20 protein-coding genes are annotated in these 23,334 nt (G+C 65.2%); 5 read left to right on the top strand and 15 right to left on the bottom strand.

Features of this window, described 5'->3' with window-relative positions; translation table 11 throughout:
- Positions 1 to 29: 29 nt before the first annotated feature.
- Entirely contained in the window at positions 30 to 680 is a 651-nt protein-coding gene (locus ACFVHU_RS18080; protein WP_388025912.1) for a LysE family translocator, read from the bottom strand.
- Between the two features lie 67 nt (positions 681 to 747).
- Here ACFVHU_RS18080 and ACFVHU_RS18085 point away from each other — a divergent pair, with 67 nt between their 5' ends.
- Entirely contained in the window at positions 748 to 1,239 is a 492-nt protein-coding gene (locus tag ACFVHU_RS18085) for an Lrp/AsnC family transcriptional regulator (protein WP_332727784.1), read from the top strand.
- Between the two features lie 15 nt (positions 1,240 to 1,254).
- On the opposite strand, the gene ACFVHU_RS18090 is transcribed toward ACFVHU_RS18085, so the two are convergent.
- The 6 genes from ACFVHU_RS18090 to purU all read right to left on the bottom strand — a co-directional run bounded on the left by ACFVHU_RS18090 (position 1,255) and on the right by purU (position 7,100).
- The gene (locus ACFVHU_RS18090) at positions 1,255 to 2,478 is read right to left on the bottom strand and encodes an amidohydrolase family protein (RefSeq protein ID WP_388025915.1); all 1,224 of its coding nucleotides are present in this window, start codon (positions 2,476 to 2,478) and stop codon (positions 1,255 to 1,257) included.
- Between the two features lie 148 nt (positions 2,479 to 2,626).
- Positions 2,627 to 3,694, bottom strand: a complete 1,068-nt coding sequence (locus ACFVHU_RS18095) for a M14 family zinc carboxypeptidase (RefSeq protein ID WP_105658962.1) — start codon at positions 3,692 to 3,694, stop codon at positions 2,627 to 2,629.
- A gap of 78 nt (positions 3,695 to 3,772) precedes the next feature.
- The gene (locus ACFVHU_RS18100; RefSeq protein ID WP_388025918.1) at positions 3,773 to 4,267 is read right to left on the bottom strand and encodes a hypothetical protein; all 495 of its coding nucleotides are present in this window, start codon (positions 4,265 to 4,267) and stop codon (positions 3,773 to 3,775) included.
- The gene (locus ACFVHU_RS18105) at positions 4,260 to 5,807 is read right to left on the bottom strand and encodes a sodium/proline symporter (RefSeq protein ID WP_388025921.1); all 1,548 of its coding nucleotides are present in this window, start codon (positions 5,805 to 5,807) and stop codon (positions 4,260 to 4,262) included. The genes ACFVHU_RS18100 and ACFVHU_RS18105 overlap by 8 nt, the downstream gene beginning before the upstream one ends.
- Positions 5,804 to 5,932 (bottom strand): hypothetical protein, encoded by a 129-nt coding sequence (locus ACFVHU_RS18110; protein WP_286134668.1) that lies wholly within the window; start codon positions 5,930 to 5,932, stop codon positions 5,804 to 5,806. The genes ACFVHU_RS18105 and ACFVHU_RS18110 overlap by 4 nt, the downstream gene beginning before the upstream one ends.
- A 295-nt stretch (positions 5,933 to 6,227) precedes the next feature.
- The gene (gene purU / locus ACFVHU_RS18115; protein ID WP_105658923.1) at positions 6,228 to 7,100 is read right to left on the bottom strand and encodes a formyltetrahydrofolate deformylase; all 873 of its coding nucleotides are present in this window, start codon (positions 7,098 to 7,100) and stop codon (positions 6,228 to 6,230) included.
- A 450-nt stretch (positions 7,101 to 7,550) separates the two neighbouring features.
- Between purU and ACFVHU_RS18120 the strand changes: the two genes are divergently transcribed.
- Complete coding sequence (locus ACFVHU_RS18120) at positions 7,551 to 8,219, top strand: GntR family transcriptional regulator (protein WP_105658922.1); 669 nt, start codon at positions 7,551 to 7,553, stop codon at positions 8,217 to 8,219.
- 27 nt (positions 8,220 to 8,246) lie between these two features.
- Here ACFVHU_RS18120 and ACFVHU_RS18125 read toward each other — a convergent pair whose 3' ends face one another.
- The 3 genes from ACFVHU_RS18125 to ACFVHU_RS18135 form a co-directional block, all read right to left on the bottom strand.
- Entirely contained in the window at positions 8,247 to 10,118 is a 1,872-nt protein-coding gene (locus ACFVHU_RS18125) for a BCCT family transporter (RefSeq protein ID WP_388025925.1), read from the bottom strand.
- 210 nt (positions 10,119 to 10,328) lie between these two features.
- Positions 10,329 to 11,543: a formaldehyde dehydrogenase, glutathione-independent gene (gene fdhA / locus ACFVHU_RS18130; protein WP_133833949.1), complete on the bottom strand. Its 1,215-nt coding sequence runs from the start codon at positions 11,541 to 11,543 to the stop codon at positions 10,329 to 10,331.
- 128 nt (positions 11,544 to 11,671) lie between these two features.
- Entirely contained in the window at positions 11,672 to 12,610 is a 939-nt protein-coding gene (locus ACFVHU_RS18135; RefSeq protein ID WP_105662330.1) for a LysR family transcriptional regulator, read from the bottom strand.
- A gap of 151 nt (positions 12,611 to 12,761) precedes the next feature.
- Here ACFVHU_RS18135 and ACFVHU_RS18140 point away from each other — a divergent pair, with 151 nt between their 5' ends.
- The 3 genes from ACFVHU_RS18140 to ACFVHU_RS18150 are packed head-to-tail and all read left to right on the top strand — an operon-like array spanning position 12,762 to position 18,017.
- Positions 12,762 to 14,066, top strand: coding sequence for an SRPBCC family protein (locus tag ACFVHU_RS18140; RefSeq protein ID WP_388025930.1), 1,305 nt, complete (start codon positions 12,762 to 12,764; stop codon positions 14,064 to 14,066).
- Positions 14,063 to 15,454 carry a flavin reductase family protein gene (locus ACFVHU_RS18145; protein ID WP_388025933.1) on the top strand — a complete coding sequence of 464 codons (1,392 nt, stop codon included), beginning with the start codon at positions 14,063 to 14,065 and terminating at the stop codon, positions 15,452 to 15,454. Before ACFVHU_RS18140 ends, ACFVHU_RS18145 begins: the two co-directional genes overlap by 4 nt.
- 43 nt (positions 15,455 to 15,497) lie before the next feature.
- Positions 15,498 to 18,017 (top strand): FAD-dependent oxidoreductase, encoded by a 2,520-nt coding sequence (locus ACFVHU_RS18150; RefSeq protein ID WP_388025936.1) that lies wholly within the window; start codon positions 15,498 to 15,500, stop codon positions 18,015 to 18,017.
- A 201-nt stretch (positions 18,018 to 18,218) separates the two neighbouring features.
- Here ACFVHU_RS18150 and ACFVHU_RS18155 read toward each other — a convergent pair whose 3' ends face one another.
- From ACFVHU_RS18155 to ACFVHU_RS18175, 5 genes are all read right to left on the bottom strand, one after another.
- Positions 18,219 to 18,935, bottom strand: a complete 717-nt coding sequence (locus ACFVHU_RS18155; protein WP_388025938.1) for an NADPH-dependent F420 reductase — start codon at positions 18,933 to 18,935, stop codon at positions 18,219 to 18,221.
- 243 nt (positions 18,936 to 19,178) lie between these two features.
- On the bottom strand, positions 19,179 to 19,886 hold the full coding sequence (locus ACFVHU_RS18160) for an aldolase/citrate lyase family protein (protein WP_388025941.1): 708 nt from the start codon (positions 19,884 to 19,886) through the stop codon (positions 19,179 to 19,181).
- A gap of 645 nt (positions 19,887 to 20,531) precedes the next feature.
- The gene (locus ACFVHU_RS18165) at positions 20,532 to 21,419 is read right to left on the bottom strand and encodes a bifunctional 5,10-methylenetetrahydrofolate dehydrogenase/5,10-methenyltetrahydrofolate cyclohydrolase (RefSeq protein ID WP_388025943.1); all 888 of its coding nucleotides are present in this window, start codon (positions 21,417 to 21,419) and stop codon (positions 20,532 to 20,534) included.
- Positions 21,416 to 22,066 carry a cyclodeaminase/cyclohydrolase family protein gene (locus tag ACFVHU_RS18170; RefSeq protein WP_388025946.1) on the bottom strand — a complete coding sequence of 217 codons (651 nt, stop codon included), beginning with the start codon at positions 22,064 to 22,066 and terminating at the stop codon, positions 21,416 to 21,418. The genes ACFVHU_RS18165 and ACFVHU_RS18170 overlap by 4 nt, the downstream gene beginning before the upstream one ends.
- A 191-nt stretch (positions 22,067 to 22,257) precedes the next feature.
- Positions 22,258 to 23,163 (bottom strand): LysR family transcriptional regulator, encoded by a 906-nt coding sequence (locus ACFVHU_RS18175; RefSeq protein WP_388025948.1) that lies wholly within the window; start codon positions 23,161 to 23,163, stop codon positions 22,258 to 22,260.
- Between the last annotated feature and the right edge of the window lie 171 nt (positions 23,164 to 23,334).

Raw genomic sequence — 23,334 nt, forward strand, 5'->3', positions numbered from 1 at the left:
GCCGATGAGCGCCCTATCGATTTCGTGGTTTACCGGTGCCATCCGGCAATCGGATCAGCCAGCCCCAGCACCGCGGCAGCTAGCAGTCCGAGGGCAATTGCCACCAAGGATACCCCGCCGGCCAAGGTCACGATGCGGCCAGCGGATGGCGATCGATGCACGCCGGAGAACCGGACGACCGTGATGGCCCCGGCCCACCACAGACCGGCCCCGAGGACCACCGTCGCGCAAAGCAACGCGGTCCGGACTGAGGCGCCTTCGGCTTGCCCGATGAACTGCGGCAGGATGGCAGCGAAGAACAGCAGCGCCTTGGGGTTGGTTGCATTGGTGAGCAGCCCGCGGGCGTAGCCGCTCCGGGCCTGTGGTGCCTGTGCCGGCATGGTGCTGTCCGCCCGGGGCAGTCCTGCGCGCAGCATGCTGGCCCCCATCCACAGCAGCACCACGGCACCCAGAATCTGGGCGGCGGCCATGGCCCCTGGCGCCGAAATCAGCAGCGCGGTCAACCCGGCCACCGCCAGCAGCGCATGCAGCATCAGCCCGGTGACTACTCCTGCAGCCGTGGACACGCCTTGCTGGACCGAACGCGTGGCCGCCTGCACCACCAGGGCCAGGTCGGGGCCGGGCACTGCCAACGCCCCCAAAAGCGCCAGGGCAAATGCCACCCATGATTCGACCCCCATGCCATCCCTCCAGCCTCAACTGCTATTCCAGATTCAGACTAGGGGTCAAATTCGCTAGAATCAGTCCATGAGTGACTCAGAAATGAAATCAATCAAATCTCCCGAATTGGATTCGGTAGATTGGGCAATACTGGAATTGCTGCAGGTTGATGCCACGATGCCGAACAAGGAGATCGCGGCCGAGGTGGGGGTCGCGCCCAGCACCTGCCTGGAGCGGATCCGGCGCATGCGCCGCAATGGCACCATCGTGGCTACCCGCGCCCATGTACTGCCTAGCCTGCTGGGCAAGGGCGAGCAGGCGTTTTTGGGAATCCAGATCCGTCCGCACGCCCGCGACACTGCCAACGACTTCGTGCAGAAGGCCCTAGCTTTGCCCGAAACCCTGGCGCTGTACAACGTCAGCGGCAGCGAGGACTATCTGGTCCATGTCGCGGTGGCCAACAGCACCGAACTGCAGACACTGATCATCGACAAGTTGCTGGCACTGCCCCAGGTGGCGCACTGCCGCACCCAGCTGATCTTCGGCGAGCCGTGGGTGGCTTCGCTGCGCCACCGCTAGCGGTAGCGCGTCCCGTCAGTACGGTTTTTCGACCGAGAGCACTTTCAACCCTTCGGCCACCACCCGCCCGTCGTGGATGACGGTGCGGTCGGTGCCCCGGTCCATCACGGTGGAAGCAATGCTCTCGCCATCCACCAGCACCAGATCGGCCCGGTCCCTTACGGCCAATCCCGGGCGGTCGGCCACCGAAGCCAGGCGTGGCACCGTGCGGTCCATGATCGAGGCGCCGCCCATGGTGGCCACGGCCAGCGCATGCCCGATCAGTTCGTCCTGGCGGAACCCGTTGACGAAAGCCAGCTGCCAGGTCCGGTCCAGCAGATCGCAGTTCCCGTAGGGGCTCCAGTAGTCGCGCTGCCCGTCCTCCCCCAGGCCGAATCGCACCCCGGCTCCAACCAGGTCCACCAGCGGCAGATGATTGGAGGTGCTGGGCGCAACGGAAGTCAGCGAGATGTCCAGCTCGGCGAAGGTGCCGATCAGCCGGCGGCTGGCAGCCTCGCTGACGCTGCCCAGCTCGTAGGCATGGGACAGGTTGACCCTGCCCTGCATGCCCAGCGCCCGGGTGCGTTCGGCAATCAGCTCTGCCGAGAAGACGGCGAGCGCACCGGGCTCATGCAGGTGCACGTCGATATCCACCTGGTATTTATCGGCCAGCCCGAACACCACGTCGAGGTGGCGGACCGGGTCGCGGTCCAGTGCGCAGGGGTCGATGCCGCCCATGGCATCCGCACCGGCTTCCAGCGCGTCCTCGAGATGCTTGACGGTACCCGGCTCGCGCAGGATCCCTGCCTGCGGGAAGACCATGATCTGCACCTCGGCCTCGTTGGCGAACTTCTTTTTCGCGGCCACCACGGCCTCGTATTTCTCCAGCTTGGAATCCACATCCACCTGGGCGAAGGAACGCACCCGCGTGGTGCCGCGGGCAATCATCCGTTCCAGGGTTCCGGCCACGCGCTCGGGCAGCGGGATCTCCGCATCCCGCCAGTTTTCGCGGTCGTTGCTCATCATGCCCCACACTCCCGGGCGTCCAGTGTGCTCGCGGAAGGGCAGGCCGATGCGCGTGGAATCCAGGTGCACATGCACGTCGGAGAAGGAGGGGAGAAGGATGCGCCCGCGGCCATCGACATCTGCCAGGTTGCGCACCTGCTGCGGGTCGTGGGCGGTGATCGACGCGATTTTGCCGCCCTCGATCAGGATGTCGCTGGGCGGACCGCCCCAGGGGCGGGCATTGCGGATGAGCATGGTTCAGCTTCCTTGCCGGTATGGACAGTGCTAGTAGAAACGTACCGCATGCGCCCCTAGGGCCAGCAGCGCTTCGGGCCGAGCGCGGTTCTCCTGCTCCAGGCAGGACAATGGCGGGCCCTTGCGGGCCCGCCATCAACTGGATCGGCTATTCGTCAGCCTCTTCTCCGGGCAACGTCGACTGCTCCGGCAGGCTGTCCCAGAACGAGGTGTCCATGGTTTCCACGGAGCCATCGGCTACCGCCTTGATGGTGCTCTCCAGGGTCAGGATGGTCTGCTGGCGCAAGTAGCCATTGGATTTCTGTCCCAGGACATAATCCGGGTTGCTGTGATCGCTCATGCCGCGCATTTCGAAGAGCAAGGTGGAAATGCCGTATTCGGCCGCGATGCCATTGCGCGCAATGGTGTTGGCGGTCCCGCCCACGTACTTGCCCAAGTGGCCCCAGCCGGTCCGGTCGACATTCTGGTAGACCACTGCGCCCAGGCGCTTGGAACCCTCGCGGACTTCCTCAGGCACGTCCGGGGTCGTCGGGTAGAGGATCGAGCCGGACACCAGCTTGCCGTCCACCGCCGAGCGGGTGCCCTGATGGTGCAGGTCGATCATGTAGTCGATGCCGTAGGCGGAGAGCACATTGTTATGCAGCGCCTGGATTTCCGGCTGGGTCTTGGCCACGTGGTCCCGGTTGATGTCCACGTTGTTGGCGTTGTAACGGGTCAGGTGCCGGTCCCCCGAGGCGATGTAGTCATCGAGCGGGAAGTCCACATCGCCCATGGCGCCATCCGGGTTCAGCATCGGCACCACCAGGATGTTGACGTCCTTGAGCACCTCCTTCATCCGCCCCGAGCCCAGGTGCTTGATCACTTCCAGGGTCCCCTCGGTGGTCAGCTGCTCGTTGCCGTGCTGCTGGGTGAGGAACATGATCGTGGGATTTTCCGGGTTAGAAAGGTACTTGGCCAGGAACAGATCGCGTCCCTTGGCGGATTGGCCGATGACTTCCAGTTCCATCGCCGATTGCTTGGCATCCTGCTTGCGCAGTTCGGCGGCCATCGACTCGTGCGTATGCAGGATCGAGGTGTTGATGGTTTCATTTCCGGTGTAGTCCGGCCCGTTGCCTACGGCATTGGCCGGGACAAGCCCCAAGCCGAGGAACAGTGCCGAGCCGGCAACGATGCAGGAGCCCTTCTTCAGCAACTGAGCGGGGAACTGCTTTGGCATATTCTTCATTGAATCTCCGATGTCTTCCTGTGGTGGGATGGATCTTGGTCATTGCGCCGTCCTCCGGCGTTTCCAGTCTCAGCTGCCGATGATGAAGTAGCCGCCGTTCAGTCCGTCCACCATGACGCGGTAGGACTTTTTCTCCAGGCTCGCTTCGATCATCCAGTTGGGTTTCCAGACCTTTGCGACACTGCTCTTTTCCCGGACCCCGCCGCGCCAGGCCAGCCGGGCCCGGCGCAGCGCCTCGGTGGACAGCAGGGCCTTGGCCCGCCGGCGTGCGGTGTCGAAATCGATGGTGTTCCACTGCGGATCAGCCACCCGGTCCAGCACTTGGCCGGTTTCCGCATCTTCGGCTTGCCACGGATCGCAGACGAAGGCCTTGCCCGAGTAGTAGTCCACCAAGGCGTGCGCCTGCCCTGACCGCCCGGCCAGCTGCGGCACCTCGAAGATGAACCCCGCAAAGGGATGATGGCGCAGCTTGGCCGACTCGACTCTCAGCCCTGGCGCCTTGGCGGCAAGGATGCGTTGCGCGTCCTGGTCATCGACCAAGGTTTTCAGCACCAGTTCATTCACCGCGGGCCGCCATTTCCGCCTGGCTGGCCAGCAGTGCATCCTGGCCCATGAGCATCTTCTTCGGGATCGGGCCGATCTTCGCGGTCTCATCCAGGGCCCGGCCAATATGCTCCGGCACGGGATGCGACTTCTGGCTGGCCAGGCTGCCGATGACCATGGCCGCGGTGGAGGCCAGGATGCCGGTGACCATCGGATCAATGCCGGTGGCATCCGGCGCGCCGGACACCTGCCAGAGCACCGAGACCAGTGTGCCGGCGGCCATCGAGGAGATCGCGCCAACGGTATTGGCCTTCTTCCACCACACCGCGCAGATATAGGAAGGGACAAAGGCGCTGCCCAGCACGGTCGTTGAGAAGATCACCACGGCGGCCACCGCGGGAGGATCAAAAGCGGCAATGCCATAGCCGATGATGGCCAGGGCCAGCACGGTGATCCGCGAGACCCAGACCATCTGCGCATCGCTCATGTTCTTGTTGATGAACCGGGCGTAGATGTCCTGGCTGGCGATGGTGCCGGCCTGCAGCAGCAGGGCATCGGCGGTGGACATGATGGCTGCCATGATCGCTGCCATGACGATGCCCACGGCGAAGGTCGGCAGCACCGCGTCGGCGACCTCGAAGATCGCGGTTTCCGGGTTGGCCAGGTTGGGCAGCAGGATCAGCGCGAACAGGCCCACCAGGTAGGGGCCGGGGATGAACAGCAAGTTGAATACCAATGAGTAGACCCCTGCGGTGCGTGCCACCGATGGCTTCTTCATGGCCATGTGGCTGACCACCACGTGCGGCCAGCCCATGTAGCCGATGGAGAAGACCAGCAGCGCACCGAGAATGACTCCCCACTGTCCCTGGTAGCCCAGATCCGCTCCCCACATGGTCAGCAGGTTGGGGTTGATCCCGCCCACGGCTTCATTGCCCTTGGTGAAACCGCCCACGGCCATCAGCGTGGCAACCAGGATCCAGACCATGCCGACCACCATGATGATGGCCTGCACGAAGTCGGTGTAGGCCACAGCCAGGTAGCCGCCAAGGAAGGTATAGAGGACAATCACGCCGATGGCGATCGCCAAGGCCACCGGGAAGGAAACCCCAGAGACCATTTCCAATCCGCGGCCGCCGGCGATGAACTGGGCCAGGACGTAGAAGAACATGCAGAACAGCGCCACGGGAGCGGCGATGAGCCGGATCCACTTCGAGGGGTAGCGGTGTTCCAGGTACTCGATGGAGGTGATGGACCCCAGGATCTGGGATAGCTTGCGCATGCGCCGGCCCAGGACCGAGAGGTTCAGGATGCCGCCGCCCAGGTCGCCCAGCGCGTACCACATGCTGAAATAGCCTTGGGTGTAGCCCATGGATCCGGCACCCATGAACATGTAGCCGGACATGGAAGAACTCTGCAGCCGCAACGCGGTGACACCGGGGCCGAGGCTGCGTCCGCCGAGCAGGAACCCTTCGGCATCTTGCTTGCCTCGCTTCATCGCCCAGAAGCCGATGGCGGCCATGGCGATGAAATAGATGACCAGGAACAGGATTTCGATGCTCACTGCTGCTCCTTCGCATCCTCGCGCTTCCAGCCGCGGCTGAGCCACAGGAAAACAGCTGTGTAGATCACCCAGAGGGCCGGAACCCCGATGATGACCATGGTCGTGAACGCCGGTAGTCCAAACATCGACACATTCCTTCTGGGAGCCGCTGGTTCTTATTTCATGAGCTGGGTCACAAGCACCCGCTTGATCCATAGCCTTGCATAGCCCCAGTGGCCAAGACAAGGATAATTCCTAGGTTAACTTGGGAAAACTTCCGTGCCCCTGCATTCGACCGCACTGTCTTCCCGGCCTTTGCGCCTCCGGTCGAGCGCCTCCGGGCCCAAACGGCGGGCAACAGCAAAGGCCCCGGCCGGGTTCGGCGGGCATCGTCATATGATGTCCGTCGAATCTCCGCCGGGGCCTTTGGCCCGGAGGGTGCTAGCGCAGCACCACAGTGCGCGAGCCGCTGAGGAAGACCCGGTCTTCGCAGTGCCAGCGCACCGCATCGGACAGGGCTTTGCACTCGGTATCGCGTCCGGCGGCCACCAGGTGCTCGGGCGCGTAGCTGTGGTCCACTTCCTGGACGCGCTGGGTGATGATCGGCCCCTCGTCCAGCTCCGAATTCACGTAGTGCGCCGTGGCGCCCACGGTCTTCACCCCGCGTTCGAAGGCTTGGTGGTAGGGCTTGGCCCCCTTGAAGGAGGGCAGGAACGAATGGTGGATGTTGATGGCCCGGCCGGTGAGCTTGCGGGTGAGATCATCGGAGAGCACCTGCATGTAGCGGGCCAGCACCACCAGATCCACCTCGAAGCGCTCCACCAGGTCCATCAGCTTGGACTCGGCCTCGGGCTTGGTCTCAGGGGTGACAGGAATATGGAAGAACGGAATCCCGTTCCACTCGACCTGCTGCCGGTGGTCCGGGTGGTTGGAGACTACTGCCGCGATCTCCACCGGCAGCTCCCCCATCCGGGCGCGGAACAGCAGGTCATGCAGGCAATGGCCGAACTTGGAGACCATCACCACCACGCGCTTCTTGTTGCCGGCCGGGCGCAAACCCCAGGTCGCCTGGTGCTCATCGGCGAGCTGGCCGAGGCCCGACTCGAGTTCGGCGATCTCGGCAGGGATATCCTCCGCCGCGGCGACCTCGAATTCGATGCGCATGAAGAGCGTCCCGGAAAGCTGGTCGTCATGCTGCTTGAGCTCCCGGATGTCGCCATGGTGCTTGAGCAGCAACCCGGTGACCGCATGCACGATGCCCGGGCGCTCGGCGCAGGTGAGGGTCAGGACATACTTGTTGTTCGGTTCGGTCATCGTGCCGCTCCTTGGTTTCGCCGAGATGGCATTAGCTTCGCCATGGCTCGTAGTGGTTTTTCGGGGGATTTTCATGCGGTTGCGCCTGGCTTCCGCGCAGTGCTCTGCGCCGCGGATTCAAAGCCGTCCGGTCTGAGTTTTCCCAGCGGAACTGCGCGCCGCCCCTGCCTTCGGAAGCAGCTGCGGGCAGACTCGCCAACCTCTGGCCGGATACTGATATATCAATTGATGATCACAATACTATGTGTGCTTCAGCACAGCGTCAACAACTTTTCCGGCGGTTCTTCCTGGCGCCTTTCCCAGCGCCCCCAGTACGGTTTTCCGCTCTGCCGCTGGCCGGCAAGCCAAGGGCTGTTGAGCGCATCGGCACAGGAAAAGCGCCCAAATCGAAGCCGGGGCGATACTCTTTGTGTGTCGGCAATTGATTTTTGAACAGTGATAGAGAGCGATATGCCAAGGCCCACCGAACTGACCAGCGCCGCCACCGAGCAAGGCTCGATGGCTGATCGAGCCTACAACGCATTGCGCGACCGGCTGGTGCTGCTCGAAATCGCTCCGACGCACCCGATCCACGAGCCGCAGCTGGCCGAAGAACTGGGCATTGGGCGCACCCCGATGCGCGAGGCTCTCAAACGGCTGGAAACCGACCATCTGGTGGTGTCCTATCCGCGCCGCGGCACCTTCGCCACGGCCGTGGATTTCCATGAGCTGAACTACATCTCCGAAATGCGCCAGGTGCTCGAGCCGCTGGCCGCGCGCAACGCGGCCGCGAACAAGGACCCGCAGATCCGCGAGCAGCTGGCCAGTTACCTGCAGCAGATCGATGCCCTGGATCCCGCCCTGGACCAGCGTTCGCTGCTGCTGCTGGATGTGCGCATCCACCGGCTCATCTACAAAGCGGCGGCCAACAAGTACCTGGAGGAAACCCTGGTGCGCCTGGATAATCTGGTGACCCGGATCTGGTGCCTGGTCATCGACCAGATGCCTCCGATCGCAGAGCACATTTCCGAGCATTCGGCCCTGCTGCGCGCCATCCTCGACGGCGACGCGCAGCTGGCAGCGCGGCTGGTCTCCGAGCATGTGGCCCACTTCGAGCAGGCCCTGCGCCGCGCCCCCTAGCTGGATGCCGGGGACGCGAACCGGCCGCTAGCGGCCGGCGCCCTCGGGTTCCAGATCAGTTTCGGGCCGCGGCTGCGGTTCGTGCACCGGGGCTTCCAGCTCCTGGGCCACCGGCTCCGGCCGGTCTCCAGCCGGCAGGCCCGACGCGGCCACAATGGAGTTCTCCCTGGTCATCAGGCTGAACTGCTCTCCTTCGTGGCGGTCGATTCCGTCATCCACCGCCTGCTCCAGCACCTCCATCGCCACCTTGCCGCGCAGCACCAGCGGATCACGGCACAGGTCCTTCCACAGCGCCACGCACAGCAGCAGCATCACCAGCACGAAGGGCAGCGCCGAGACGATGGTGATGTTCTTCAGCCCGTTCAGGGCCGCCGCCGGATGGTCCCCGCCGGCCAGCAGCATGACCGCGGCCACCGCTCCCACCGAGACGCCCCAGAAGACCACCGATTTCTTCGAAGGTTCTTGCGCGCCGCGTTCGCTCAGCGCGCCCATCACGATCGAGGCGGAGTCCGCCCCGGTGACGAAGAAGATGGCAATCAGCACCACGGCCAGGGCCATCAGCGCGATGGAGAACCACTCGGGGAACGGCAGTGCGCCCAGCAGCTCGAAGAGCACCGAGTTGAAGTCGATGTCCGGGACCCCGTCCACCATCTGGGCCAGTGCCTGGCCCATGTCTCCGTTGCGCTCGGCCCGTTCCTGCAGGCCGATGGCGCCGCCGCCGAAGATGGCGAACCAGAACAGCGTGACGGTGGAAGGAACCAGCAGCACCCCGGTGACGAACTGGCGGATGCTGCGCCCGCGCGAGATCCGCGCGATGAACAGGCCCACGAACGGGGTCCAGGAAACCCACCAGGCCCAGTAGAAGATGGTCCAGGAGGAAAGCCAGGCGGCCATGTCGCCGTCCCCGGAAGCCGCGGTCCGCGATGCCATTTCCGGCAAGTCAGCGATGAAGGAGCCCACCGCATTGGGAATCACGTTCAGGATGAACAGCGTGGGCCCGCCGATGAACACGATCAGCGCCAGGATCACCGCCAGCACCATGTTGATATTGGACAGCCACTGGATGCCTCGCTCGATTCCGGAGACGGCCGAGGCCACGAACAAGGCGGTGAGCACCGCAATGATCAGTACCAGGACCCCCGAACCCACCGAGGACAGCAGCCCGGCGGACTGGATGCCGCCGCCGATCTGCAGCGCGCCGAGCCCCAGCGAGCAGGCCGAGCCGAAAAGCGTGGCCAGGATAGCCAGGATGTTGATCGTCTTCCCGCCCCAGCCGTGGACGACCCTTTCGCCGAAGATCGAGGTGAACATCGAGGAGAACAGCTGCGGGCGGCCCAGCCGGAAGCTGCCGTAGGCCATGCCCAGCCCGACAATCGCGTACATGGCCCAGGGGAACAGCGTCCAGTGGAACATGGTGGTGCCCATGGCCGTGCCCACCGCGGCCGAGGTCTGCCCGCCCACGGTTTCCGGCGGCGGAGACATGTAGAAGTACAGCGGTTCGCCCACCCCGTAGAAGACCAGCCCGATGCCCATGCCGGTGGCGAACATCATCGAGATCCAGGAAACCGTGCTGAACTGCGGCTTCTCCCCGTCCTTGCCCAGCGGGATGCGCCCGAAGCTCTTGGCCGCGACCACCAGCACGAACAGGGTGAAAACGGTCGCGGCGATCACGAAGACCCAGCCGGTGTTCGTAATCACCCAGTCGAGGGCCTTCCCGGCCGCGGAGCCCAGCCCTTCGGGCGAAGCGAAGCCCCAGGCGATGAACGCCAGGGCGAGGAGTCCGGCAATGCCGAAGACCCAGTAGTCGGTGCCGGAGGACAGGTATCTTCTGGGCCGGCGCCGGCGAGCCGAGTGCAGCTCGCTGACCAGGTCGTTCACGGGTTGCTCAGTGCGTTTCATTTCGGTTTCCTTCAATAAAGGCAATAGGTGGCGGGCCGGCAGGGGAATGCGGGCGCGCCGAATCAGCCGGGGTCCCGGGGTTGCTCGTGAGTGGTGGCCGGGGCCGGCAAATCGGCCGGGCTCAAGAGCCGGCCGGAAGTGCGCCGTGCAGGCCGGGAATTGTTCCCGGCCGGCACGGCGGGCAGCGGTTAAATGCGCGTCAAGCGCGGATCAGGCGCTGATCAGCCCGTGCGGGTCGAGCACGAACTTCTGCGCGGCGCCTTCGTCGAAAGCCGCGTAGCCCTGCGGGGCCCGGTCCAAGCCAATGGCCGTGGCGTTGACGTTCTTGGCAATCGAGACCTTGTCCGAGAGGATCGCCTGCATCAGCCCGCGGTGGTACTTCATCACCGGGCACTGGCCCGTGACGAAGGTGTGGGACTTGGCGAAGCCCAGGCCGAAGCGCATGGACAGCGAACCGACCTTGGCCGCTTCGTCCTCGGCGCCCGGATCCCCGGTGACATAGAGTCCCGGGATGCCCAGGCTGCCGCCGGCACGGGTGATTTCCATCAGCGAATTGAGCACCGTGGCAGGCTGCTCCTTGCCAGCGTCGTGCCCGTGCCCGCGCGCTTCGAAGCCCACCGCGTCGATGCCGCAGTCGACCTCGGGCACGCCCAGGATCTGGGCGATCTGCTCGGCGGGGTCGCCCTGCGAGACGTCCACGGTTTCGCAGCCGAAGCTGCGCGCCTGGGCCAGCCGGTCGGCGTTCAGGTCCCCGACAATCACGGTGGCCGCACCCAGCAGCTGCGCGGAGGTGGCCGCGGCCAGGCCCACCGGGCCGGCGCCGGCGACATAGACGGTGGAGCCGACGGTGACCCCGGCGCCGATGGCTCCGTGGTAGCCGGTCGGGAAGATGTCCGAGAGCATGGCCAGGTCCAGGATCTTCTCCATGGCCTGGTCGCGGTCGGGGAATTTCAGGGCGTTCCAGTCAGCGTAGGGCACCAGCACGTATTCGGCCTGGCCGCCCACCCAGCCGCCCATGTCCACGTAGCCGTAGGCGGAACCGGGGCGGTCGGGATTGACGTTCAGGCAGATGCCGGTTTGCCCGACCTTGCAGTTGCGGCAGCGGCCGCAGGAGATGTTGAAGGGCACCGAGACGACGTCGCCGACCTTGAGGAATTCCACATCGCGGCCTACTTCCACCACTTCGCCGGTGATCTCGTGGCCCAGCACCAACCCGACGGGCGCGGTGGTGCGGCCGCGGACCATGTGCTGGTCCGAACCGCAGATGTTGGTGGCGATGGTCCGCAGGATGACCCCGTGGTGCACCTGCCGCCCGACGTTTGCCGGGTGGACCCCGGGCCCGTCCTTCAATTCGAATTCGGGGTACGGGGTGTCGATCAGCTCGACCTTGCCTGCCCCGGCGTAGCTTACTGCCAAGTTGCCCATAGCGGACCACTTCCTTGAAATATCAGTTGGATACCAAATCGGATGTGCCCAAGTCTGGCTACTGGATGTGATCCATGTCAATAGCCCGGCGAGAAATCCGCCGGGCCCGGCAGCCCGCCAGCGACCGGCTACCCGTCCAGTTCCTCGGCCGAGCGCAGGGAAATGATGTCCTTGGCGGTGCGCTGCAGGATATCCAGGGATTCCTCGATCAGCGGCGAGCCGCGGCTGCCCTTGCGGGTCACCGCCACGATGCGCCGCGAGGGCTTGGCCGCCCCGGAAATCCGGCGGCGCACCACGTTCTGCGCATCGCCCAGGGTGGCCAGCCGGGGCAGCAGCCCCACGCCCAGGCCCGCCCCGATGAACGCGATCATGGTTTCCCACTCCACCGCCTCGTGGGCGATGTGCGGGGTGACCCCCAGCGAAGTGAAGGCGGCAACGAACAGCGCCCGGTAGACCGACTGCCCGGATTCCGAGATCCACGGGTCATCGGCCAGGTCCTCCAGGGCCACGGACTTGTGCTGCGCCAGCCGGTGCGTGGCGGGCAGCACCACATCCAGCGGGTCATCGAGCAGCACGGTCTGCTCGAACCGGTCCCTGGCGGCAGAACCCCCGGACGTCTGGCTGGCCACGATCACGGCCAGGTCGATCCGCTCCGCGAGCAGCAAGTCCAGGCAGCGCTGCGGCTGCGCTTCGATCAGCTGCACCTCGGTATCGGGCCGGGTGGCTCGCAGGTTCGCGGCCAGCGGGGCAAGCAGCTGCGCGGCAGCGGTGGAGAAACCGCCCAGGCCGAACTGCCCCTGCACCTGCCCGGAGGCGTTGCGCGCGGACGCCGCGAGCAGCTCCCATTGCGTCACAATCCCGTCCAGGCCCGCAACGAAATGCCGGCCCGCGGAGGTCAGCCGCACCCCGCGGCCCTCCTTGGTGATCAGCTTGATGCCCAGGGTGCGCTGCAGTTCGCGCAGCTGCGCGGAGACCGCCGAGGCCGAGTAGCCGGTCAGTTCCGCGGTGCGCGCTACCGAGCCTGTGGAGGAGAAGACCCGCAGGGTGGCGAAGCGTGGATCAATCATGCACCAATTGTGCACGGTTCCGTTCAATTTCTTGCGCTTTTCTTGCCGACTATTTCTTCCTAGTCTCGATTCATGCGGTGACCGGCCTCACATCGGCCCGCGCAACCACAGCCAGAGGACGCCAGCCGCGTCGTGTTCCAAGGAGTAACAGATGACCGCTTCGGTAAGCGCACCGCGCACTACGCGTGGGAAGCTCGCTACGTCGGTGAACCAAGAACAGCTCGCCGAGATCACCGAGCTCTTCCGCAACCGGCGCAAGGGCTACTCGCTCGAAGCCCCGCTGTATACCGACCCCTCAGTATTCGATGTCGAAATGCAGGCCATCTTCGGGACCCACTGGCTGTTCGCCGCGAGCATTGCCGAGATCCCCGAGCCCGGGGACTACGTCACCGTGGACTACGGTCCGCATTCGCTGATCGTGCTGCGCACCGATGAGGGCGGGGTCAACGTGCTGCACAATGTGTGCCGGCACCGCGGCGCCCGCGTGCTCACCGAAGCCTCGGGCAGCACCGGGAACCTGGTCTGCGGCTACCACTCGTGGACCTACTCCCCCGAAGGGGACCTGATCCACGCCTCCGCCCCGGGCGAAGGCAAGTTCGACAAGAGCTGCTTCGCGCTCAAGCGCGCCCACGGCCGGGTCCACGCCGGGCTGGTCTTCGTTTCCCTGGCCCAGGACCCGCCGGCGGACTTCGACGAGGTCGCCGGCATCTTCGAGCCCTACCTGGCCCCGCACGATATCGCCCGCGCCAAGGTCGCCTACCAGCAGGACATCATCGAGGAGGGCAACTGGAAGCTGGTGATGGAGAACAACCGCGAGTGCTACCACTGCGACGGGCACCCCGAGCTGGCCTGCTCGCTGTTCCCCACCTGGGGGCTGAGCGACGACACCGTTCCGCCGCACCTGGAAGAGGTATGGGAACGCAACCAGCAAGCCCAGGCGGCCCTGGAGGAACGCTGCCGCCGCTACGGATTGCCCTACGAGGTCGTGGAGCAGCTGGACACCCGCATCGCCGGCATCCGCATCTCCCGCGAATCCCTGGACGGCGACGGGGAATCCTTCTCCGCCGACGGGCACCGCCTGTCCAAGAAGCTGCTCGGCGAGCTGCGCGACTTCCGGCTGGGCCGCTGCTCCATGCACCTGCAGCCCAACAGCTGGTTCCATTTCCAGTCCGACCACGTGATCACCTTCGCCGCCTTCCCGATCAACGAGCACCAGACCCTGGTGCGCACCACCTGGCTGGTGGCCGATGACGCGGTCGAAGGAGACGACTACGATCTGGAGAAGCTCACCCACACCTGGAAGCAGACCAACCTGCAGGACAAGGCCTTCGTCGAGCTGTGCCAGAAGGGCGCAGCCAGCCCCGCCTACCAGCCGGGCCCGTACATGAAGAGCGAATACCAGGTCGAGGCGTTCATCAACTGGTACACCCAGCGCGTGCTGGAGCACCTGGCATGAGCGCAGGCGCCCAGCTGGCATCGAGCGTAGCGGCCCAGCGCATCCGCGGGCTGGAAATGCCGTGGAACCGGGTCCTCAGTTCCCAGGAAGGCCCGGCGAGCGCGGCCCGCGCGCTGGGACCCTGGCACCCCCAGGAGTTCCTGGCCGAATGCGTGCAGACCATCGAGGAAGCCGGCGGGCTGATGACCTTCGTCTTCCGCCGCGCCGACGGCGCCCCGCTGGCCTTCCGCGCCGGGCAGTACCTGAACATCGCCTTCCCGGTGCATGGCGAAGACCAGGACCCGGTGGACCGCAGCTACTCGATTTCCAGCGCGCCCACCGTGCCCTGGACCTTCAATGTCAGCATCAAGCGCGATCCCAAGGGCCTGGTCTCCTCCTGGGCGCATGAGAACCTGCGTCCGGGCATGGTGCTGGAGATGCTCGGCCCGGTGGGCGCCTTCCACCTGGGCGATTCCGACCGGCGCGCCCGCTACCTGTTCCTTGCGGCCGGAGCCGGGATCACCCCGATCATGTCGATGGTGCGCACCATCCACTCGCTGCCCGGCCAGGCCGATGTGGTGGTGCTCTGCCACGGCACCGTGCCCGGGGACTTCGCTTTCTGGCCCGAGCTGGAATACATTGCGCAGGTCGATTCGCGGATCAAGGTGTTCTACTCGCTGGGCGACCGGGCCAAGCCCAAGAGCTGGAACGGCTTTGCCGGGCGGCTGACCACGGCGATGATCGACGCGGTGGCCCCGGACGCCAATGGCCGCAAGGTGTTCGCCTGCGGGCCGGAAGGGTACCTGAATTCGGCCACCCAGCTGCTGCGCGAGGCCGGGGTGGATGACACCTCGGTGTTCATGGAGTTCTTCTCCGGGGACCGCAAGACGCTGCTCGAATACCAGGAGGAAATCGCCCTGGCCGGGTCCATCGCCGAGGAGGTGGCCGAATCCGTGGAGGAGTTCTACGAGAGCCAGCCGCCGGAGCTGGGGATGTACGAACCCGAGTACGACCAGAGCGGCACCATCGAGGCCAGCGGCCAGAAGCTGGTGGCGGTCGATTCCAATGCCCCGCTGCCGCCGGCCGCGCCGCTGGTTCCCGCGCAGGACCCGCCGGATACCGCTTCCTTCCCCACCGTGGGCGAAGGCGAGCTGACCATGACCTTCCTGCGCACCGCGGTGAATGTCCGGATCAGTTCCCAGGAGCACATCCTGGGTGTCGCCCAGCGGGCCGGGGTGCGCATCGGCGCCAACTGCCAGGAGGGCATGTGCGGCTCGTGCAAGGTCGTCAAGCTCGAAGGCGAGGTGGCGATGAACCACCAGGGCGGCATCCGCGCCCGTGAAATCGCGGCCGGGAAATTCCTGCCCTGCTGCTCCACCGCCCAATCGGATCTGGTCATCGACGCCTAGCCGCGCCGGCCACCACCACACCATCAGCTTTCAAGGAGTCCCCATGTCCCGTCTTTCCCCTCGGATCCTCATCATCGGCGCCGGCATCGTCGGCGCCAACCTCGCAGACGAACTGGCCGCGCTGGGCCATACCAATACCCTGGTCATCGAGCAGGGCCCGCTGGATCTTCCCGGCGGTTCCACCTCGCACGCCCCGGGCCTGGTCTTCTCGTCCAACCCGTCCAAGTCCATGACCGAATTCGCGCAGTACACCATCGAGAAGCTCACCGGGCTGGTGGGCGCCGACGGGCGCGGCTCCTTCCTTCCGGTGGGCGGGCTGGAAATCGCCACCAACGAGGAGCGCCTGGCCGACCTGCATCGCCGCGCAGGCTGGAACCGCTCCTACGGGGTCGACGCCGAAGTCATCGACGCCGCCGCCTGCCTGGCGAAGTTCCCGATGCTCAACCCGGAGAAGGTCCTGGGCGGCCTGTTCACCCCGGGCGACGGGCTGGCCCTGGCCGCCAAGGGCACCGCACTGGTCATGGAACGCGCCAAGGCCGCGGGAGTCGAGTTCCGCGACCGCACCATCGTCACCGATATCGAGGTCTCCGGCGGCAAGGTCGCCGCGGTCATCTGCGGCGAAGAGCGCTTCGCGGCGGACATCGTGGTCTCCTGCGCAGGCTTCTGGGGACCGAATATCGGCAAGATGGTGGGCACCTCGATCCCGCTGCTGCCGCTGGGCCACCAGTTCGCCTGGAGCACCCCGGCCCCGTCGCTGGCCGGAGTGAACGAGCTGCCGGCCGGTGCCAGCCGCCCGATCCTGCGCTACCAGGACCGCGACCTCTACTACCGCGAGTGGGGAGATCGCATCGGCATCGGCTCCTACGCCCACCGTCCGATGCCGGTGGATCTGGACACCTTGCAGGCCTACCGCCCGGAAGAGATCACCCACGAGCGGATGCCTTCCTCGCTGGACTTCACCCCGCAGGACTTCGCCGCCGAATGGGAAGCCAGCCAGGAGCTGCTGCCGGATCTGCGCAACACCCGGATCCAGCGCGGCTTCAACGGCATCTTCTCCTTCACCCCGGACGGCGGCTCGCTGGTAGGCCAGTCCAGGGAAGTGGACGGCTTCTACGCGGCCGAGGCCGTGTGGGTCACCCACGCGCCGGGCATCGCCAAGGCCGTGGCCGAGCTGATCACCACCGGCACCTCCACGACGGACCTGAGCGACTGCGACCTGAACCGCTTCGAGGACGTGCAAACCACCAAGGAGTACGTCAGCGAGACCTCGCAGCAGAACTTCGTGGAAATCTACGATGTCCGCCACCCGCTGGAACCGCGCACCAAGCCCCGCGCCGTGCGCACCAGCCCGTTCTACTCCCGCCAGCAGAAGCTGGGCGCCTTCTTCCTGGAGGGCACCGGCTGGGAGCGCCCGCACTGGTACGAGGCCAACGCGGCGCTGCTCGATGAATTGCCGGCGGAGTGGGCGGCCCCGGAGCGCGACAGCTGGTCAAGCAAGTTCCACTCGCCGATTGCCGCGGTGGAAGCCTGGAAGACCCGCACCGCGGTGGCCATGTTCGACATGACCCCGCTCAAGCGCGTGGAAGTCACCGGCCCCGGCGCCGGGCCGATGCTCCAGTGCTTGACCACGGCGAATATGCTGCGTGCCCCGGGCATGGTCAGCTACACCCTGCTGCTGGACCATGCCGGCGGCATCACCAGCGACATCACTGTGGCCCGGCTCTCCGAGCAGGTCTACCAGGCCGGCATCAACTCCAATGTGGATGTCGCCTACCTGGACCGCGAAGCGCGCAAGTTCAATGCGGCCAACCCGGGCCAGTGGGTGGCAGTACGCGATATCACCGCCGGGACTTCCTGCATCGGCCTGTGGGGCCCGCTGGCCCCGCAGGTCATGGCCAAGATCAGCGACGACGATATGGGCAACGAGGGGCTAAAGTACTTCCGCACCAAGCAGATCTCCATCGCCGGCATCCCGGTCACCGCGATGCGCCTGTCCTACGTGGGCGAATTCGGCTGGGAGCTCTACGCCTCGGCGGATGTCAGCGCCAAGCTCTGGGATGCGATCTTCGAAGCCGGGCAGGAACACGGCATCATTGCCGGCGGGCGCGAGGCGTTCAACTCCATGCGACTGGAGAAGGGCTTCCGCTCCTTCGGCACCGATATGACCAGCGAGCACGAACCGGAACAGGCCGGTTTGGGCTTCGCGGTGAAGGCCGCCAAGACCGCGGACTTCGTGGGCAAGTCGGCGCTGGCCGAACGTGCCGCGGCGGCCACCAAGCGCCTGCGCTGCCTGACCGTGGATGATGGCGTGTCCATGGTCCTGGGCAAGGAACCGGTCTACGTGGATGGCAAGCCTTCCGGCTACGTCACCAGCGCCGCCTACGGATACACGGTCCGCAAGCCGATCGCCTACGCGTGGCTGCCGATCTCGGTGGAAACCGGAGACCCGGTGGCGATCGAGTACTTCGGCAAGCAGATTGCCGCCACCGTGGTCGATGATCCGCTGTACGATCCGCAGATGGACCGCTTGCGCGGAGTTTCGCTGGCTACTTCGGCCAGCTAGCGGCTAGACGCACGTACCCGGGGCCGGGCACCGCTCATGCGAGCGGTGCCCGGCCTGTCGTCGATAACCTGCGTGGCTGCCTGCACGCCGAGGCGGTACGCCATGCATTCATGCCTCTTAATAGGGGTGCCCTGCCGATTAATAGGGGTGCCCTGCCGATAGCGGCCGCGGATGGCCTTCCGCTGGAGGGCAACGGGCCGCTCAGAAGGCGCGTTCGGCAACATTCACGCGAGCCGCGGAATCCAGTGCTGCCTTGACCTGGTCCGCTGGTGTTGGCGCTGGAATCGAGGAAAGCAGCTGGTCATCCGGGGTCGTGGAATCCGCCAGGTAGATGCGCGTATATCCGGCGGATTCGGGCTCGAATTTCCACGTTTCCGCGAGCGCGCCCGCGTCCAGCGTATCGAAGCCGAGGCGTTCGATGATTGCCGCTGCTTGCTCCTTCGCTTGGGAATCATCGGAGGCAATGGGAAGCGCAGAGCGGCCAGCAGCCTCGGCGGGACGGGCCAGCAGCGGAATGTGGTGGGCCAGGATGTTGCCGAAGGCTTTGACATAGCGAGCACCATCGAGCCAGCTCGCCACCAGTTCGCTGGTCGTCATCGTCCCGCTGTCGAGTTCGGCAATGCGTCCATCCCTGGATGGATAGTAGTTGCTGGTGTCCAGCACTGTCTTGCCGCGCAGCAACCCGGCTGGCAGCTCACGTACCGCAGCGAGCGGAATGGACAGCACCACGGCTTCGCCCGCTTCGGCCACCTCTTGAACCGTGCCGGCTGCGGCCAGCGGCCCCAGCTCGGCCACGAGTTCCTGCAGCGATTGAACTCCACGGGAATTCGCAATCACCACGTTCACATTCGCGGCAACGGCCAATCGGGCGATTGCAGATCCGATATTCCCGCTTCCGATGATTCCCAGCGTTGGCATTCCATTTCCCTTCAGCAAAGTCCGGTATTGCGGGTGCCTGCCGCTCTTCGCAGCAGCTATCCCCTTTGGTTGAACTGCCTTCCGGGCACCAAAATTCCCTACGCACCATGCTGGTCTTCGTGCGCCTCGCGGAAAGCAGGTGCCGGACCGGCAACCGGTGGCATTGGCAGGAACCGCCCGGCACCAAAACACCCTGCGTGCCCTCAGGCGAAGACGCTTCGAAGCAGGAACTTCAGTGACCGCTCAGCTCTCCAGCGCTTGCGCGGCACCGGCTTTCAGCAGGCCCATATCCGTGGCGGTGGCTACCCAGTCGTAGCCCAGGGCTTCGAAAGCACTGGCTCTTGATGGTGAACCGGCGAAGGCGCCCACTTCAATTCGGCGGTCATGGCAGGTTTTTGCTATGAATGCCAGGGGCGAGTCCTTGGCAGCAAGCAGTGAATCCACGTCGGTTCCAAGACTCATCGCCAAGTCGACCGGCCCAACGAATACGGAGTTGATACCGGCGACTCCAAGGATTGCCTCAAGGTTTTCCAATCCTTCAGCGGATTCAATCATCGCCGACAGATGAAGCCGGTCGTTCGCTTCCTGCGGGGTCAACACCGGTTCACCGAACAGTGCGCTCATCGGCCCCCAGCTTCTGGCACCATGTGGCGCGTACCTTGCCGCGTCGGCTGCTTCCCGGGCCTCCTCGGCCGTGTTCACCATGGGAACTATAATGTGAGCAGCACCCGCGTCGAGGGCAAACCCGATGTCCGCGTAGCTTCCGCTGCGGAGCCGAACTGCGATGTTTCCACCTGGCGCAGTAGCAAGAACAGAAATTATCCGGGCCTCGCTCCACAATCCATGCTGCATGTCCAGCCCATGCCAGCCAAAACCCAACTTCGATGTCGTTGCAAGAATTTCCGGTGAATCAAGAAAATGCCAAAGTCCGCGGGCTGAATACAGTGCCAAGTTGTTCTCCTAGGTTGCCAAACGCTGAAAGCAAGCAGTCCCTAGAGAACTTACTCCGTTTCCGCGGGCACCACGATTCTGCATGACGTGCGCGCTTCATCCCTGATGCCGTAGCGCTGCCTGCTTCCAGCACTGCTGCACTGTGTTGAACTGTATTGAACTGCATCGGAGCCTAGCGCGCAGAACCGATCCCTGGACCGAGCATTCACCCGAACTGGTGCAGTTGTTTTCATGAACTCTCGATTCAACAAGGCCGGACCAGCACATCGCCGAGGCCTTTGTGGCGCACTGCGAATTGACTGCCCCGCGATGGTCGGAAACCCCGCGGAACTGCGAAGTCGACAGCCCTGTCCCAGGTCCTTGCTCGAAGCCCCGGCAACCAGTTTCGAGCGCGGGAAGATGCAAGGGAGCCGCCGGGGAAGTTGCCGGGCGGGCAGCAGGAAGCCGCCGCATCATCAACCTCCCAATCGATGATGCGGCGGCGGCACGTGGTGCATCCGGCCGGCGGCAGATCCCAGTTCATGTTCCCCGCCGGCGTGCACCGTACCCGTGGTTCGCTTCGCCCTGGCAATTGCGGTCCCGGCGTTCCGGTTTCCGCTGCATGCTGGCTTGCCTGCAGCGGCACCCGGAACACCGGCCAGCCAGCTACCGGCGTCCGGCCATGCGCGCTCCCTTCGCCGGGGCCGCCTGCTGGCTTGCCGCCGCGGCCTGCGCGGCATGCAGGACCAGCAACGCCGTCGTCACCGTGCCCACGCCGCCGGGAACCGGACTCAGGGCCCGTACCAGCGGACGCACCGATGCCGCATGGACGTCCCCCACCAGCTTTCCTTCGGCGTTGACGTTGGTTCCGACATCGATCACCACAGTGCTTTCTTCCGCGTCATTGCCGGTGAGCAGGTTCGCCTTGCCCACGGCCATGACGACCACCGAGGCGGACTTCGTGAAATGGGCCAGATCGGCGGTCCTCGAATGGCAGATGCTCACCGTGGCATCGCGCTGCAGCAGCAGCTGGGCCAACGGCTTGCCCACCACCGCAGAGCGCCCGACCACCGCGACATGCTGCCCGGACAGCGGGATCCGGTAGTGCTCCAGGATCTCGATGACCGAGCGTGCGGTAGCCGGGGCGAAGGCCGGCTGGCCGACACTGAGCCGTCCCAGGCTCAGCGGATTGGCCCCGTCAATGTCCTTGGCCGGGTCGATCAGCGCCACCAGCGCCGCGGCATCCACCCCTGGCGGCAACGGGGTCTGCAAGATGATTCCGTGCACCGAACTGTCCTCGTTCAAGGCGGTGATCGCTTCGGACAGCTGCTCCTGGCCGGACCCGGTCAGGTCCACGACCTGGCAGTCCACCCCGAGCTGCGCGGCGGCCCGTTCGATCGAGCGCACATACCAGGCGGTGGCCTCGTTATCGGTGGCCAGCACGACCGCGATCCGGACACTGGTGCCCTCGCTGGCCATGCGCACCACCAGTTCTGCGGTGCGGGCGCGGATCGCTTCAGCCACCGGCTGCCCGGCTAGATTGCGTGCCGTCATGCTGCCACCACCGCACGGGCGTGCGCGCTGAGCTCGTCGGCGTGGGCGATCGCCTCGCTGGCCTGGCTGGCCGTCTGGACCAGCCGGTCGCGCTGGGCGATGTCCTTGATTGAGCTGATGTTCATTTCCAGGGTGGCCAGCGCGGTAGCCAAGGCCGCCCGGGCAGCTTCGGCCGCGGCGGCCACGTCGCTGAGAACCGATCGGTTGCCAATGGGCAGCAGGCGCTGGCCCAGCTTGATGACCTCAATGGAGGCCTCGACGGTAGAGACCAGCGGTGCGGCGGCGGCGATGGTGGCGTTTTGAATTGCCGCGCTGCGCTCCGACTTCTGCTCGCTGCTTTCCTTGGGCAGCTCGTACGCGGCACCCAGGGCGCCGAACAGCCTTTCGTCTTCCTCCGCGGCGAAGAGCCCCTGGCGCATCAGCAGCCGGGCATGCTCGGAAATCTGCTGGGCCTGCTCCTGGACGTCCGCGTACCGCGGTCCGGAAGTGAATTCGGCAACCATGGACACCAATGCCGCGCCCTGCGCCGCATGCAGGCCCGCGGCCGCGCCCCCTCCTGGCGTCGGGGCGCCCGAGGCAAGCCGCTCAAGGTAGCTGCTGACAGTTTCATTGGAGATCAATGGGGTTTCCCCTCGTTCGGGACGCATGGAAGTTGATCCCTGCACCGTTCGGCGGGATTTCCGGCGCGCAGGACCACGGTCCAGGCCACCGGAAACCCTTGGTATCCGACTGGTATATCAGGTTATCTTGAAGCCTAGAGCACCTACCGAACGCGGGTCAAGGGTTTTCTGACGCCCGGCACGCCACGGCCTCCAAGCGCCATGCGACAGGATCCCCGCTAGTCCATCCAGGTCTTGCCCATGTCGACCAGCAGGGTCTGGAAGGCACTTTCCGCCGGGGCGCGCACGCGGTCCCGACGCTGGGCCAGGACCACGCTGCGCGAGGCGGCCGCCTGCCCCAGCGAAAGGATCTTAACACCCGGATGGTGGTTCATCACCGCGGATTTCGGAGCCAGGGCAACACCCAGACCCACGGAAACCATGGCCTGCGCTTCTTGGTAGTCATTGGCCTGGAAGGAGATCTTCGGGGAGAATCCGGCGGCATTGCAGGTGCGCTCGAGCAGCTCCGCGACCGGATGCTCATTGGCGCGAACGATCCACTGCTCGTGGGAGGTAGCCGCCATATCCACCTCCTCGAACTGCGCCAGCGGATGCTCGGTGCCGACTACAAGCACAGTAGGCTCGGTGAACAGCGTAGTCAGCTCGAAATCGTCGCGCTTGAGCCGCATCCACTCGTATTCCCATAGCAAGCCCATGGAGATTTCTCCTCTGGCAAGCAGGCCAATGAGTTCTTGCAGGCGGGTGCTTCGCACATCGAGCTTGATGGATGGATACATCTTGCGGAAGCGGCTGATGACCAGCGGCATGAAGGAACTACCCAGCGTGGGGAAGGTTCCCAGACTCAGGCTTCCGCTCTTCAACCCGGCAAGCTGGTCCAGATCCGCCATGGCCGCGTCCATCTGCTGCAAGATGGCGCGCGCATGTCCGGCCAGCACATGGCCGGCATCGGTGGGAACCATGCCCCGGGCATGGCGCTGCAGCAGCGGCTGCCCCACTTCCTCTTCGAGCTTGCGCAGCTGCTGCGAAACCCCAGACGGGGTGTAGAACAGTTCGTCCGCGGCCGCAGTAACCGAACCGCCTTCGACGACGGAAAGCAGTATCTGCAACCTCTTGGCATCGAGCATGATTCCTCCTTGCAGTAGAACTTCAATATATTGCATCAAGCGCACATTTGCTGGATTCTGGTGGATGTTTGGGAGAAATTCACTCCCAGCATTGGACGAATCCACCGCGCTTGTCATCGCATTACCCCAGTGCGAACGCGGAATTAAGCAGTACTTCAGCTTATTGCACTA

The organism is Glutamicibacter sp. NPDC127525 (assembly GCF_042672105.1).
Taxonomy (GTDB): Bacteria; Actinomycetota; Actinomycetes; order Actinomycetales; family Micrococcaceae; genus Glutamicibacter.

Excerpts from the sequence above, each read along its gene's own strand:
- fdhA (WP_133833949.1), bottom strand. The coding sequence starts at position 11,543 with ATGGGCAACTTGGCAGTAAGCTACGCCGGGGCAGGCAAGGTCGAGCTG.
- ACFVHU_RS18140 (WP_388025930.1), top strand. The coding sequence starts at position 12,762 with ATGACCGCTTCGGTAAGCGCACCGCGCACTACGCGTGGGAAGCTCGCT.
- ACFVHU_RS18085 (WP_332727784.1), top strand. The coding sequence starts at position 748 with ATGAGTGACTCAGAAATGAAATCAATCAAATCTCCCGAATTGGATTCG.
- purU (WP_105658923.1), bottom strand. The coding sequence starts at position 7,100 with ATGACCGAACCGAACAACAAGTATGTCCTGACCCTCACCTGCGCCGAG.
- ACFVHU_RS18155 (WP_388025938.1), bottom strand. The coding sequence starts at position 18,935 with ATGCCAACGCTGGGAATCATCGGAAGCGGGAATATCGGATCTGCAATC.
- ACFVHU_RS18175 (WP_388025948.1), bottom strand. The coding sequence starts at position 23,163 with ATGCTCGATGCCAAGAGGTTGCAGATACTGCTTTCCGTCGTCGAAGGC.
- ACFVHU_RS18170 (WP_388025946.1), bottom strand. The coding sequence starts at position 22,066 with ATGCGTCCCGAACGAGGGGAAACCCCATTGATCTCCAATGAAACTGTC.
- ACFVHU_RS18120 (WP_105658922.1), top strand. The coding sequence starts at position 7,551 with ATGCCAAGGCCCACCGAACTGACCAGCGCCGCCACCGAGCAAGGCTCG.
- ACFVHU_RS18110 (WP_286134668.1), bottom strand. The coding sequence starts at position 5,932 with ATGTTTGGACTACCGGCGTTCACGACCATGGTCATCATCGGGGTTCCG.
- ACFVHU_RS18125 (WP_388025925.1), bottom strand. The coding sequence starts at position 10,118 with ATGAAACGCACTGAGCAACCCGTGAACGACCTGGTCAGCGAGCTGCAC.
- ACFVHU_RS18090 (WP_388025915.1), bottom strand. The coding sequence starts at position 2,478 with ATGCTCATCCGCAATGCCCGCCCCTGGGGCGGTCCGCCCAGCGACATC.
- ACFVHU_RS18080 (WP_388025912.1), bottom strand. The coding sequence starts at position 680 with ATGGGGGTCGAATCATGGGTGGCATTTGCCCTGGCGCTTTTGGGGGCG.
- ACFVHU_RS18095 (WP_105658962.1), bottom strand. The coding sequence starts at position 3,694 with ATGCCAAAGCAGTTCCCCGCTCAGTTGCTGAAGAAGGGCTCCTGCATC.
- ACFVHU_RS18135 (WP_105662330.1), bottom strand. The coding sequence starts at position 12,610 with ATGATTGATCCACGCTTCGCCACCCTGCGGGTCTTCTCCTCCACAGGC.
- ACFVHU_RS18165 (WP_388025943.1), bottom strand. The coding sequence starts at position 21,419 with ATGACGGCACGCAATCTAGCCGGGCAGCCGGTGGCTGAAGCGATCCGC.
- ACFVHU_RS18150 (WP_388025936.1), top strand. The coding sequence starts at position 15,498 with ATGTCCCGTCTTTCCCCTCGGATCCTCATCATCGGCGCCGGCATCGTC.
- ACFVHU_RS18145 (WP_388025933.1), top strand. The coding sequence starts at position 14,063 with ATGAGCGCAGGCGCCCAGCTGGCATCGAGCGTAGCGGCCCAGCGCATC.